The following is a 13,690-nucleotide window of genomic DNA, read 5'->3' on the forward strand; positions in this document are numbered from 1 at the left end:
AGTCCTTTTCTGTATTCAGGATTCGAGGTAGCGCAGGACCGCGAGGACGCGGCGGTTCTCGCTGTCGTCGGGGGTGAGGTCGAGCTTGGTGAAGATCGAGGCGATGTGCTTTTCCGCGGAGCCGACCGAGATGTGCAGCAGGGCGGCGATGGCCGAGTTGGTCTTGCCTTCCGCCATCAGCTGCATCACCTCCTGCTCGCGTGGCGTGAGGACGGCGAGGGTGGAACGCCGGTGCGAGCGCACCAGGATCTGTGACACCACTTCGGGGTCCAGGACGGTGCCACCGGTGCCCACGGTGTTGACGGCATCCAGGAACGCCGGGACATCAGCTACGCGGTCCTTGAGCAGATAGCCGAAACCCCTTGTGTCAGAGGCGATCAGTTCGGCGGCATACCGTTCTTCTACGTAGTGCGAGAGCACCAGCACCGGTGATTCGGGGTTCTGGCTGCGGAGCAGGGCTGCCGCGCGGATGCCCTCGTCGGTGAAGGTCGGCGGCATCCGGACGTCGACGATGACGAGGTCGGGCTGGTGCTCGTTGACCGCACGCAGCAGCTCCGTGGCGTCGGGCACCCCGGCGGGTACGTCGTGGCCGGCGTCGATCAGGATGCGCTCGATTCCCGCACGCAGCAGGGCTGAATCCTCGGCAATCACAATGCGCATGGCAGCACCGCCGTCACGGTCGTCGTTCCGGTTTCGGGACTGGAGACCGCGAAAGTGCCTCGCGCCGCGCGCACCCGTTCGCCCAGCCCGCGCAAGCCGGTGGTGTCGTCACCGTTCGACTGAGCGCCGCCGATACCGTCGTCGAACACCGAGATGTGCAACTGGTCGGTGGGCTCGTGGTAGCGCACCGACACCACGGCGTGCGTGGCCTTGGCATGCTTGGCGATATTGGTCAACGACTCCGCGACGACGAAGTACGCGCATGACTCGACCTCATCGGAAAAGCGTTTCGGCAGTTGCAGTTCCAGCGTCACCGGAACACCGGCGGTTTCGGTGCGCTGCACCACGGCCGACAGTGCCGCGTCCAGACCGCGGTCGGCCAGGATCGTCGGCGCAATGCCACGCACCACATTTCGCAGTTCGAGGAGTGCGGCCTTGGCGTCGTCGTGCGCTTCGGCGATCAGTTTGCGGGCCTCGGGGAGGTCCGTGTCGAGCTTGGTCTGGGCCAGCCCGATGGTCATGGCCAGCGACACAAGCCGGGGCTGGACGCTGTCATGCAGGTCGCGTTCGATGCGGTGGCGCTCGGTGGACGCCGAGGACACCGCGCCGCGGCGGGCCTGGTGCAGAGCGGTGACCTCGTGCTGCAGCGCTTCGGCGGGAGAAACCGGAAGCAGCCAGCGGTCGATGACGGCGTCCACCTTGGGACCGAACACCAGGATCGCCGCGGCGGCGGCCAGCGCGATGACGGCCAACAGCCAGGACAGTGGCGGTGAGATGAAGCTCAACCCGGCGGCGGGGTCGCTGTTGTGGATCGCGGTGGCGGCGGCAGGCCCGATCAACGCGAAGGCGAGGAGCGTGAACGCCAACCCGACAGCGAGGATGTCGAAGACCATGCGGAGATAGCTGTGGGCCAACACTTTCCAGAACCGGCCGCTGCTGACGTCCAGCCACAGCTGGTGGGCCCACCCGTGGAATCCGCTGTAGGGCGTCAGTTTTCGGAACGGGACGGCGATGCCGAAGCCGAACACCGCTTCGCTGCGCAGCCGTTCCACCCGGTCGGTGGCGCGGACGGCGTAGACGAACACCACCCCGCCCAGCACGGTCCCGATCACTGACGGGATCGAGCTGAGGGCCAGGACGAGCAGAGACAGAGGGATCCAGAACCAGACCATGCCCGCCATGGCGCCGACGATCATGGAGGCCGTGGGGACGACGCCGAGATCAGGTGCGCGGCGCACTGCCGGAGCCGTTGTCGGAACTGCCGGCTCGGCCACTGTCGTCTGATTTGTCGGCTCGGCCACCGTTGTCTGATTTGTCGGCTCGGCCGACCCGGCGCCTGTACCTGTTACAACCATGCCTCCAACTTAGGCACCGGCCGATGCCGACAACACGGCGTTTTCCCGCGACTGAACTGGGGGTTAACCCCCACCGGTTCGCCAACACGGACTTCACGCTGGACGCGCGTGCCAGAATCGGCGGTGTGCAGATCGGGATGACGATGCCAGTGATGGAGCCCAACCTCGATGCGGCCACGCTCACCGCGTGGGCCCGCGTGATCGATGGCGGGCCCTTCTCGTCCCTGTGTTGGGGCGAGCGCATCGCCTTCGACAATCCCGATTCACTGACCCTCCTCGGTGCCTTGGCCGCCTGGACCGATCGGGTGCGCCTGGTCACCACGGTGATCGTCCCGCAGCTGCACGATCCGGTGATGCTCGCGAAAGCGCTTGCCACGGGTGACATGCTCAGCGGCGGTCGGTTGACGGTCGGGCTCGGTGTCGGCGGCCGGCATGAGGACTACAACGCCGTCGGCGCCGACACCACGACGCAGACGATGCGCGGCATGGCCGAGCGCGTCGCCCTGATGAAGCGTGTCTGGGCGGGGGAGAAGCTGACCGAATCCGTGTTGCCGGTTGGTCCGGAGCCCGTGCAGCCCGGTGGCCCGCGACTGCTGGTCGGCACCATCGGACCGAAAACCATACGCAGCGCGGCCCATTGGGCCGACGGCATGGCGGGCACCACCCTGGACCTCAACGTGGAGCGCGAGAGCGAACTGTTCGACGTCGCCCGCGAGGCGTGGGCCGAGGCGGGAAAACCCAAGCCGCACTTGGCCACGTCGTTCTGGTTCGCCCTCGGTGAGAATGGCAACGCGCGTGCCCAGGTGCACCGGCACCTGCGCCGGTACATGAACTGGATTCCGGAGGAATACGTCGACGCCATGGCGCCGACCACCGGCTGGGCGGGCACCGAGGACGAATTGCTCGATGTGCTGCAGAAATTCGATGACATCGGCGCCGACGAGGTGCATCTGATTCCGACCAGTTCGGACATCGACCAGCTGCGTCGGGTTGCCGACGTGGTAAAGGACTTCACCGGAGAGGCAGCGATATGAGTCGTGCGACGGATGTGCTGGCCGGCCTGCCCGAGGTGCGGGTGTGGCAGGAGGACCTGTACCGGGACCTGCATCAGCATCCGGAGCTGTCTCATCAGGAGCACCGCACCGCAAAACTGGTGTCGGACAAGCTGACCGAGCTCGGGTATCGGGTGACCGACGGCATCGGCGGCACCGGCGTCGTGGGCATTCTGCACAACGGTGACGGTGCATCGGTGTTGATGCGCGCCGACATGGACGCGCTGCCCGTCGCCGAAGCCACCGGGCTGCCGTACGCCAGCACGGTCCGGGCAACCGATGCCGCCGGCAAGGACGTGCCCGTCATGCACGCATGCGGCCACGACACCCACGTCACGTGCCTGCTCGGCGCGGCGGCGCTACTGGCCGACGGGCGAGAGCACTGGCAGGGCACCGCGATTGCGCTGTTCCAGCCGGCCGAAGAGGTCGGCGGCGGTGCCGCCGGCATGGTCGCCGATGGGTTGGCGGGCATCGTCGGCAAGGTCGATGTGGCGCTGGGTCAGCATGTCGCTCCGGCGCCCTCCGGATTCGTCGGCACTCGCAGTGGGCCGGTCATGGCCGCGGCCGACAGCATCCGCGTGACGGTGTACGGGCGTGGCGGCCACGGGTCCATGCCGAACGCCACCATCGATCCCGTCGTGCTCGCCGCCATGATCGTGATCCGGCTGCAGACCATCGTGTCGCGCGAGGTCGCGCCGACCGAGACCGTGGTGCTCACCGTCGGCAGCATCAATTCGGGTACCAAGAGCAACATCATCGGTGACCACGCGGTGCTGGAACTGAACCTGCGTACCTACGACGACGCCGTGCGGGCTGCGGTCATCGCCGCCGTCAAGCGCATCGTCGTCGCCGAATGTCAGGCCTCGGATTCTCCGAAAGAGCCGGAATTCGAGTTCTACGACCAGTTTCCGGTGACCGACAACGACGAGGCCGCCACCGCCCGCGTGCATGACGCGTTCGTCGAGCAGTTCGGCGACCGCGTGCTGGCCATCCCGCAGGCCTCCGCGAGTGAGGATTTCAGTGACATTCCGCGGGCCCTGGGCGTGCCGTACACGTACTGGATGTTCGGTGGTATCGATGCCGGCCAGTTCACCAAAGCGGCCGCAGCCGGCCGGATCAGCCAGGACATCCCGGTCAACCACTCACCGACGTTCGGCCCGGTGATCCAGCCGACACTGGACACCGGCACCGAGGCGCTCGTGGTGGCCGCGCTGGCCTGGCTCCAGCCCTGAAGTTGTTGGGGCGCAGAGCGATAGCCGCTACACCACAGCGCTGAGCGGCACCACGTCGAACGTCACCGTGTAGGTCCCGTCGGCGTTGGGTGTGACGATCATGTGGCTCTGTGCGCCACCGTCAGACCAGCCGTCGAAGACGAGTTGGTCGGTGCCCGAGTACTGTGGTGACGCCACGTTCAGGACATGCTGGACGCCGACCACACCCTGTTCGGTGAAGGTGCCCTTGTGCGGCACCCCGTCGATGGTGAAGGTCCCGTTCGGGTGGTTGGACTGATAGGTCATGGTCACCAGATTGGGGTGGACATCGACGTACTCGTCGGTGGACAGGCCGCTGCTGTCGGTGACCGTCACGATGATGCGGTACCAGGTGTTGGAAAGCTGGTCGGGCGTGCGGGGAATGGTGATGGCGCCGCCCGTCCCCGTGCCGTTGTCGAGGAACGGATGCAGGTGCTCGCCGTGATGGAACTCGACCTTCCAGCTGTAGGCAGTGGTAGGCAGCGTCCCGTCCTCGGCGTCGGTGCCGACGGCGCTGTACGTGATGGTGTCGCCGGCGTTGTACTTGTTGTTGCTCACCGTGATCACGGCACTCGGCGGCGTGCTGCCCACCACGATGCGCTGCGTTGCCTTGTTGGACTTTTCGCCGTCGCTGGTGGTGAGCGTCACCGTGTACGCGGTGTAGGCGCCGCTGTTGGTGAACGTCGCGGTGGGATTGGCGATGTTCGAGGTTTGTCCGTTGCCGAAATCCCAGTGGTAGGTCAGGGGGTCGCCGTCGGGGTCGGTGGATTGGCTGCCCGTGAAGTTGACCGTCAGAGAATTTCCGGGGCCCGAGGTCGACGACGCGTGGATCACCGCGGTCGGTGCCCGGTTACCAGCCGAGGGAGCGATGACCGACAGCGTTCCCGGGAAGATGTTCAGCTGGTAGATGTTGCCGTCCGGACCCTGGCTGAGTTTCACGACCGCGCCGGCGGTGGAGTCCAGCATCCGCTCACTGATCAGGCTGGTGTACTGCGAATCGAAGGTCAGCTCCTTGATCCAGCCCAGCGAGTAGTCGGCGATGAAGACCTTGCCCTGGTACTTGGCCGGCAGCGCCGTCCCGGAGTACGGCAGCACGGCGGTGATCGATCCGGTGTGGAACTGCGTCTGGTGGGCGTACTGGTAGATCGGATTGATGGTCGTGCAATCCGTGCACGCGCCTTCCTCGCCGGGCCAGCCGTAATTACCGCCTGGTGTAACGACATCGAGCTCTTCCCAGGCGGCTTCGCCGACGTCGCCGACCAGCAGCTTGCCGTCGGCGGTGAAGTTGAAGCGGAACGGGTTGCGGAACCCGTAGGCGTAGACCTGGGGCACGGCGCCGGGGACGTCGACGAACGGATTGTCCGCGGGGGCGCTGCCGTCGCGGTTCAATCGCAGGACCTTGCCGTGAATGGTGCTCAGGCTCTGCGCGTTTGCCGAGTTGGCGTTGTCGCCGACAGCCCAGTACAGGTGCGTGCCGGTGGGGTCGAACGCCAGGTCGCCGCCGTGGTGGAAGTTGTTACCCAGCTGGTCCGATTTGAGCAGCATCGTTTCTGAGGCAACGTTTTCCACGGTCTCGTCGACCACGAAGCTGCTCAGCTGATCGTAGTTGTCGGCATTGGTGTAGGACGCGTAGATCGTGTGGTAGCCCACTTTGTCCGACGACCAGAAGTTCGGGTCCACCTCGATACCGACCAGGCCGCGCTCACCGTCGGCCGACACCGTGCCGAGGGTGATCAGGGTGGTCGTGGTCTCGGTATCCGGGTTGTAAACCTTGATGGAACCGGCTTTTTCGGTGATCAGGATCCGGTACGGCTTGGTGGGATCGTTCTTGTCCGCCAGGATCGCGAAGTCGGTCGGTTCACTCAGGCCCGAGACGACGGTGGTCCGGTCCAAGTCGGCCGGCAGCTTCGCCGACGACTCGCATTGCGCCAGGAATTGGCCGACCCGCGACGAGAACTGATAGCCCAACGGGGACAGGCCGATGTCGGTGATGTACTTGGTGATCTGCGTGGTCACCCCGTTGATCGCATGCCCGATCGGCGAGCGGTTGAATGCCGTCGCGACGAACTCGGTCTGCTTGCGGACCCAGCCGAGCACGGCCCACATACCGACCGCTTGTCCGCCGCCGTTGTTGGGTGCCGAGGGCGCCGATGTGAACATGTCCCCGAGCGCCTTCATCGCCTTGAGCGTGCCGGTGATCACCGTGCACGCACACTGCGTCACAAAGGCTTTGATGGTTTTCACCACTTGATTCGGAGTGGGAAGCGCCGGTGCTTTGGGCGTGACGGCGGCAACCGGGTTGGATTGGGTCGCCGCCAGCGCGGTCGGTCCGGCGAGGGCAGGCGGCACCGCCGAGGTCGCTGCCGGCCCCGACGTCGCGGTCGCGGTGGTGCCCGCGAAATTCATTGGGGTGGTGATGTTTTGGGTACCCACCGGCGACGGCTGGCCGGGATCGTCGTCGTTGGTATCCGGCGCCGCAGGCTTGGGCGTCGTCGCGGTGGCCGATTTGGGTGTCTTGTTGGGCCGCTTCGGGGCGCGCGGTGGCTTGGCCGCAGCTGCGGCCGGCTTGGGGCTCGATTCGTCGGACGACGACGATTCGCCGGAGGTTGACGAATCGCCGGAGGGCGACGAGTCGTCGGTGGCGGATCCGGTGGAGTCGTCGACGATCACCGGTGCGGGCTTCTTGGGTTGGCGCCGTGGGGGTTTCGGTTTGGTCGGCGCCTTGGCGCTGGGGTCCGGCGTCGAACCGGAGTCACCACCGGTGGTCGACGACGTGCTGCTGGATGTGGTCGACGTCCCGTCGGCCCAGGCCATACCGGGTTGGGCGCCGAAAGCACCCGCGACGCCGAGGGCCACGGCCAGAGCGCCGACTCGTCCGATGTAGCGGGCGTACTTGGTATTGATCGGGGGGAGGAGCGGCGAAGGAGGGGCGACCGGCCCCCCGCTGAGCGTGTCTGTTTGCGTCCGATCTGTGGGCACCATGACAACCTCCCCCTGAGGTTACTGACGTGACGACCTGTACCTGTTGGCGAACACTATGCACCCGTATGGCGGCTTGCTGGTACGGAACTGGCCGATTGCTGTGGATTGACGCAAAACTTGCGAAAAGGTCGGCATCTGCGACCGAACGATGTAGTGCTGGCGCCGCATCGTTCGCTTCGGGAAAGCTAGTCGTTCGCCCTCGTCGACTGCGGCCGGTAGGCGATCTCGAACAGGCACGCGGCCAGCACGCACAGCGCGATGGCTTCGATCATCTGGATGATCAGCATCGTCCACGTGGTGTGCGCGACGGCGACGAAGAACTGCATGTTGGGGATGACGACGAACAAGCCGCCCCAGATGCCCCACCACGCGGCTTTGCCCAATCCGCGGCCGGGGTACAACCGCAGGAACAGGAAGCACAGCATCGTCAGCTGTAGGACGTAGGTGAAACCCAGGAACGGAAACAGGTCCATGATCTCTGCCAGTGGGCGCTGCGGATAGTCCGGTGCCGGGTAGCTGCTGCCGAACAGTGCCGGCGCTGCGGTCTTGTGGAAGACCACGTCGAGGATGAACGTCAGGATCGACACCGGCAGCGCGATCACCAAGAAGCGTCCCCACCCGAACTGCGCGCCCATGACATCCTTCCGATCTTGAAATTCAGATCGTTCATATCCCGGCCGGCTTCACAGCGGAATCCCAGGTTCCCGGCTGCCGGGCGGGTGGGTGGGCCGTGAGCTGATCAGCGGGACGGCCGGCAACATCACAGTGGCCGCGGGCGTCAGCCCACGAACCAGCCACTGGGGCCGATCTCGGAGCCGATCCGAGGGATGTATTGGTCGAAATAGACGCGGGAGATCAGCTCGCGCCGACTCCGCACACCCGCCTTGTCGAATACCGACTTGAGGTGATCCTGCACGGTGTAGGTCGAGACATGCAGGTTCGCCGAAATCTCCTTGGTGTCGATGCCCTGCAACACCATTCGCGTCACGTCGCGCTCGCGGGCCGTCAGCCCGAACGCCGCGACGACGAGTTCGACGATCTCCGGTGGCCGTGCCTCTTCGATCGTCACCACGACGTCCCCAGCCGTACCGTCGCGCCCGGTCAGTGGGGCCGCGTGCAGTACGAGCCACATGCCTGATCCGGTGCGGACGCGCACCCGCGGCAGTTTGGCTCCCGCTGCACCTGGGATGCGGCGCGCCGCGGCAACGAGACCGTGGACGACGCTCATCGGGTCGGTCCGGTTGGGGGAGGTGTTGAGCTCGGCGATCCGCTCCTCAGCTCCGATACTCATCTGCGCAACCTGGTTGGCGTCGTCGAAAATCATTACCACCGGACCGGTTTCGGTCATGTCGGCAATCGAAGACCCGGCGAGCCGGGCCAAGGTGCCCAACCGGATGCCACGGGCGAACGCATCGGCCAGCGTCGCAAGGTAGTCGATTTCGTTGGTGCTGAACGCTGCGTCGCCCGGATCGCGGAATAGTGCCATCGCGCCCCACACGCCGACCTTGTCGCGGAACACCAGGCGGGACTCGTCGCCGAACCCGAATACCGGGCGGATCAAGCGCTCCATCCGCGTAGATCGCTCCAGGTCACCGCCCGTCGCCTGCGACATGCCGATGGATGCCGTTTCGTCGAGCACGAGCTCCCGAAACGCGGTTGGCTCCTCGCCCGAGTACTCGATCTGCGCGAACAGTTCATCGCACGAGTCCCGTTCGGCCAGCGCTCCGTACTTGCGGCCACTGGTCATCAACACGGTCGACGGATCGTGGGTCCCGACGCACGCCGCGATCCAGGGCACGGCGCGCTTGACCGCGGCTGTCGCTTCGGCCAGGAAGTCATCGACGGTCAGCCCCGCGCGGGACAGTACGTCGAGGTCGCTGCGTACGCGCTCCTCTGTCAATGCGCTAGTCATCGGGATCAGTATCGCTGGCGGTGTGCCCGCCCGGTATCCCAACTTTGTGGGGGGCGGAGATCCCAGATCTCTGGGTGCTGAAGTCCCTCCCGCGCTGGGATGGTGTGCCGCACGCCGGCGGCCCACGCTCATGTCCCGTGACCATCACCATCGAAACGGCGCCGGTCGACGAACATGGCCGGCTCATGCACGCCGACGATCCGATCGCCCAGACCTGTCTGGCGGTCAGGCGGCTGGAATCGGCGCTCGCGCATCGCGATCTACCGGCATCTGCGATCACGGCGATCCTGCTGCTCACTGCCGAGCCGAGCGCAGCCGGCGACCTTGTCGACGTCGTTGCGGAGGAGCTTGACCGGCTGCGGTCCAGCGCTTCTGTCGGCATCGGCCCGGATGACGGCATTGATGTCGAGCCCGGCATGCTCGTTCGTCTCAAAGCGGACGTCGACGTTTCAATCATTACCGAAAAGGAAAGAAGCACAATGTATTCCACCAATGCCGAGGTCGACGCCCTGAGTGAGTTGCGGTCGGTGCTGGTTCCCGGTGATGCCGGATATGCCGACGCCTGCCGAGCCTGGAATCTCGCAGTCAGCCAACGTCCGGCCGCTGTTGCGGTGCCCGAGTCGATCGAAGACGTCGCACGGGTGGTCCGCGCGGCGGCGGCGACTGGTCTGCGGATCGTCCCGCAGAGCACCGGACATGCCGCGTCGGCGCTCGCCGACGTCGACTTCTCCGGGGTGCTGCTGCTTCGGATGCACAAACTTACGGGCGTCACCGTCGATCCGGCCACGCGGACCGCGCGAGTGCTCGGCGGGACTGTCTGGTGTGACGTGGTCGAGGCGGCTGCGCCGCACGAACTCACCGCATTGCACGGCAGCGCGGGGGACGTGGCGGTCGCCGGCTACGTGCTCGGCGGCGGACTTTCGTTCTTCGCGCGCGAATACGGATTCACGACGAACACCGTGCGGGCCATTGAGGTCGTCACCGCGTCGGGGGACCTGATCCGGGCGACACCAGCACGCCATACCGAGCTGTTCTGGGCATTGCGTGGTGGCGGCGGAAATTTCGGGGTTGTGGTCGCGATAGAGCTTGAGCTGCTGTCGATTTCAGATGTGGTCGCCGGAATGTTGCTGTGGGACATGGATCAGGCGCCCGACGTCCTGCGCGCGTGGGTGTCCTGGACCGAGTCGGTGCCCGAGACCGTCACCACGAACATCCGGCTGATGCGATTCCCCGCCGTGCCCGAACTGCCGCCGTTCCTCAGCGGACGCAGCCTCGTCGTGATCGACGGTGCTGTCCATGAGAGCGACGAGCGGGCGACCGAACTGCTGGCGCCGCTGCGAGCTCTCGAGCCTGAACTCGACACGTTCGGTCGCATCCCCGCCGCCGGATTACTTGCGGTGCATATGGATCCGCCCGGTCCGACGGCGGGGGTCAGTGATCACTGCATGGTGATTGGGCTCCCGGAGGCGGCTGTGGCCGCATTGCTCGATGCCGCGGGCCCCGGTGTCGAGACGTCGCTGCTGTTCGCCGAGCTTCGACACGTGGGTGGTGCAGTGGCTCGCCCGCACGACGCAGCCTTGGCGAGGCTCGACGGTGAGTACGCGTTGTTCGCGCTTTCCGAGGCGCCGACGCCCGAACTGCAGCGCGTCGGTGAAGTGCAGACGCGTTCTGTTGTCGACGCGCTACGGCCCTGGTCGACGGGACGGTGCTACCCCAACTTTGCCGAACGCCCTACGGGCGTTGAGGATTCGAGCCCGTTCGACGTCCCGACGCGGCAGCGGCTGACCCGGGTGCGCGATGTTTACGACCCCGACCGGCTCTGGGTGGCGGCACATCCGATCGGGTGATTTGCGCCTGGGGAGCGCCGCATGGCGCCCGGTCGGCGCCATGGCCGAGTTCGACCTGATCACAGGACATTCCCGCCGGGAGAACATCCCCTTGAGCGTTACCCCGCGCGACAGCTGACCGCGAGGTACCCTCCGCGTTGAACACTGCCTTGAGGCACGAAGGGGACTAACGGTGAAGATCAAATTTGTGGCGCCCATCGGCGTCGTCGCAGTCGCTTTGGGCATGGCCGGTGTGACGGCGGGTCCCGCCTCGGCGGCCAACAACATCAAGCCGTTCGGTCAGCAGGAGACGCTGAACGAGATCGGCTACACGGTCAAGGGCCTCAAGCCGAGTTCGGACCCCGTGCCGCACAACGGCCGGCTCTACTCGGCGACGGTGACGGTCGAAGGGGTCGGAGGCTGGGCGAACCCGATCGTCGGTTTCTTCAACGCCCGAGCCGAGAGCGGCGCGAACTACCGGGTCATCGGCGGCGGCGTGCCGTCGGCACCTCCCGGAGGGACGACGACCGGCAAGCTGTACTTCGACGTCGTCGGCGACGTGCCGAACAGCGTCGTCTACAACGACGGCTTCCAGGACCTTCTGGTGTGGGTGCCTCGCCCTTCCGCGAGTGTCGTAGCTGCTGCCGACGCCGACGAAGACGTCGTCGGGACCAGCGAGATCATCACCGCACCGGCCGCCGAGAGCACGCCGCCTGCCGAGGGGACGCCGACCGGAGGCAATTTCTTCGCCCCTGAAGTCGTCGCTCCGCCACCCTTCGAACTCACCGAAGCCGAAGTGGCTTCACCGGGATACAACGAAGGCGGCGGCCGCCGCTGAGCGATCTTTGATTGCCTACCAACAGAAGTCGCACGAATCCTGACGGACATTCGGCGGGTTGTCGCCGTCCCACACGCCGCTGGGCAGGTGGCCCTGATAGGGCGCTTGCCCACGTCGCCGGCGCGGCGGCTGTCGGTGCTGCGACTCGTCGGTTCATGATCGGCTGCGTCCTGGTCTAGGTTGGTGGCCACAGACTGCGACAGGGCGCTTGGGGAAGTCCTGGAACGAAAAGGCGTGCTGAACCGCACCTGCAAGTTTGGAGAGTGCCCCCGGCAGGATTCGAATTTGCCGGATGGCCTCGTGCAATCTTGCCGGTGACCTCGGCGAACCCGTCGAAACAGTGATCTAGCTGCGGCAACGGTTGTTCTGGTCTGTGTGGTTCTGTGGGGTTCCGTTAGGGTGACTATTGCACGGAGGTTGCACGGAGCGGAGGGCATGCAATGGCGGTCAAGGGTGAGCGGACGCGGCGGCAGTTCGGGCGGCTGCGGCAGTTGCCGTCAGGACGGCATCAGGCCAGCTATCTGCACCACGGGACGGTCTACAAGGCTCCGGCGACGTTCCCGACCAAGGGCAGCGCCGTGCATTGGTTGCAGGCCGAGGCCGACTTGATCGAGCTGGACCGGCGCAACCCCGGCACCTGGTCGCCACCTGCCGAGCGGGCCGCCCGCCGTGAAGCGGAGAAGCTGACCCTGCGCGACTACGCCAAGACGTGGCTGGAGAACAAAACCAAGCTGTCCCGCCGGACCCGCGACAACTACCGGGGACACCTGGACAACAACATCCTTCCGGCGCTCGGTGATCGGGGACTGGCCGAGGTGACCCCGGAGGATGTGCGGACCTGGTTCGCCGGTCTGGGGAACACACACGAGACCCGCAACGCGCAGGCGTATGCCGTCCTGAACGGGGTGTTCAACACCGCGTTGGCCGACGACCTGATCGAACGTAACCCGTGCCGTATCCGGGGAGCCGCGCAGGTGAAGCACGCCAAGCGGTCGGTGGTGTTGCTCGATGCCGCCCAACTGACCGAGCTGGCGGCGGCGATGCCGGAGCCGCTGCGGCTGGCCGTTCTGCTGGCCGGGTGGTGCGGGCTGCGTAAGGGGGAGATTTTCGCGCTGCGTCGGGCCGATATCGCCGCCGACGGCTCGACCGTGAGCATTGAGCGGGCCGTCACGTATCGAGACGGCAAGTTCGACGTTGGCCCGACCAAGACGCGGGAGTCCCGCCGGGTGGTGTCGGTGCCGCCGCATGTCCGGCAGGCCGTCCTGGACCACCTGGAGAATCACACCGCCGCCGCTCCCGGCTCCCTGGTGTTCATCGACCCGGCGACGGGCAGCTACTCCGGCGAGTGGCAGTTCCGGGTGCCGTGGGACGCAGCACGGGCGGCAATTGGCAAGCCAAACTTGCACTTTCACGATCTGCGACATGCTGCCGGTGTGATGGCCGCGCAGACCGGCGCGACGTTGCGGGAGCTGATGGACCGCCTGGGGCACACGTCGCCGAACATGAGCATGCGCTACCAGCACACCGCCGAGGGCCGAGCCGCTGCGCTGGCCGACCGGCTGTCGGCACTGGCCAAGGCCGGGGCCGACAAACCCGAGTCGCTCGGATAACTTCCGGCACAATACAATTCGTTCTGACGCACCCTGCTTGACTCTCGCCTAGGGGCGTGTACAGTCGCCGGTGACTTAGCGCAATGACCCAGAGTGGCGGGTGGCGCGAAGTTTCCGGGTAGCGGTCCCCGATGGACGGCGACCCGGATTCCACGGCTAGGAGCTTGGGTCGGTAAGCCGTTGGTGGGGTGAGGTCGTCGAAGGT

The 13,690-nt window shown here is 66.1% G+C and carries 10 protein-coding genes; 5 read left to right on the forward strand and 5 right to left on the reverse strand.

From position 1 onward, the window contains the following. Positions 1-15 precede the first annotated feature (15 nt). Positions 16-660, reverse strand: coding sequence for a response regulator transcription factor (locus EB75_RS15190; RefSeq protein WP_073696198.1), 645 nt, complete (start codon positions 658-660; stop codon positions 16-18). Continuing rightward, a complete protein-coding gene (locus EB75_RS15195) occupies positions 648-1,856 on the reverse strand; it encodes a sensor histidine kinase (protein WP_353651652.1) in 1,209 nt (402 codons plus the stop codon). Before EB75_RS15195 ends, EB75_RS15190 begins: the two co-directional genes overlap by 13 nt. A gap of 296 nt (positions 1,857-2,152) precedes the next feature. Here EB75_RS15195 and EB75_RS15200 point away from each other — a divergent pair, with 296 nt between their 5' ends. Together EB75_RS15200 and EB75_RS15205 are read left to right on the forward strand one after the other, a co-directional pair. Next, complete coding sequence (locus EB75_RS15200; RefSeq protein WP_073696217.1) at positions 2,153-3,049, forward strand: LLM class flavin-dependent oxidoreductase; 897 nt, start codon at positions 2,153-2,155, stop codon at positions 3,047-3,049. Next, complete coding sequence (locus EB75_RS15205; RefSeq protein WP_083612288.1) at positions 3,046-4,299, forward strand: amidohydrolase; 1,254 nt, start codon at positions 3,046-3,048, stop codon at positions 4,297-4,299. Before EB75_RS15200 ends, EB75_RS15205 begins: the two co-directional genes overlap by 4 nt. A 27-nt stretch (positions 4,300-4,326) precedes the next feature. Here EB75_RS15205 and EB75_RS15210 read toward each other — a convergent pair whose 3' ends face one another. The 3 genes from EB75_RS15210 to EB75_RS15220 form a co-directional block, all read right to left on the reverse strand. Further along, positions 4,327-7,299, reverse strand: a complete 2,973-nt coding sequence (locus EB75_RS15210; protein WP_083612290.1) for a PQQ-dependent sugar dehydrogenase — start codon at positions 7,297-7,299, stop codon at positions 4,327-4,329. 185 nt (positions 7,300-7,484) lie between these two features. After that, positions 7,485-7,934: a hypothetical protein gene (locus tag EB75_RS15215; protein ID WP_073696200.1), complete on the reverse strand. Its 450-nt coding sequence runs from the start codon at positions 7,932-7,934 to the stop codon at positions 7,485-7,487. A 143-nt stretch (positions 7,935-8,077) separates the two neighbouring features. Further along, positions 8,078-9,211 carry a helix-turn-helix transcriptional regulator gene (locus EB75_RS15220; protein WP_073696201.1) on the reverse strand — a complete coding sequence of 378 codons (1,134 nt, stop codon included), beginning with the start codon at positions 9,209-9,211 and terminating at the stop codon, positions 8,078-8,080. Positions 9,212-9,348: 137 nt separating this feature from the next. On the opposite strand from EB75_RS15220, the gene EB75_RS15225 reads away from it, so the two are divergent. The 3 genes from EB75_RS15225 (at position 9,349) to EB75_RS15235 (ending at position 13,485) form a co-directional block, all read left to right on the forward strand. After that, a complete protein-coding gene (locus EB75_RS15225; RefSeq protein ID WP_286150204.1) occupies positions 9,349-11,058 on the forward strand; it encodes an FAD-binding oxidoreductase in 1,710 nt (569 codons plus the stop codon). Between the two features lie 172 nt (positions 11,059-11,230). Next, entirely contained in the window at positions 11,231-11,875 is a 645-nt protein-coding gene (locus EB75_RS15230) for a DUF1942 domain-containing protein (RefSeq protein WP_073696202.1), read from the forward strand. A 440-nt stretch (positions 11,876-12,315) separates the two neighbouring features. Continuing rightward, entirely contained in the window at positions 12,316-13,485 is a 1,170-nt protein-coding gene (locus EB75_RS15235) for a tyrosine-type recombinase/integrase (protein WP_073696203.1), read from the forward strand. Positions 13,486-13,690 lie beyond the last annotated feature (205 nt).

Source organism: Mycobacterium sp. ST-F2, from assembly GCF_001905655.1.
In the GTDB taxonomy this organism is placed as follows: domain Bacteria; phylum Actinomycetota; class Actinomycetes; order Mycobacteriales; family Mycobacteriaceae; genus Mycobacterium.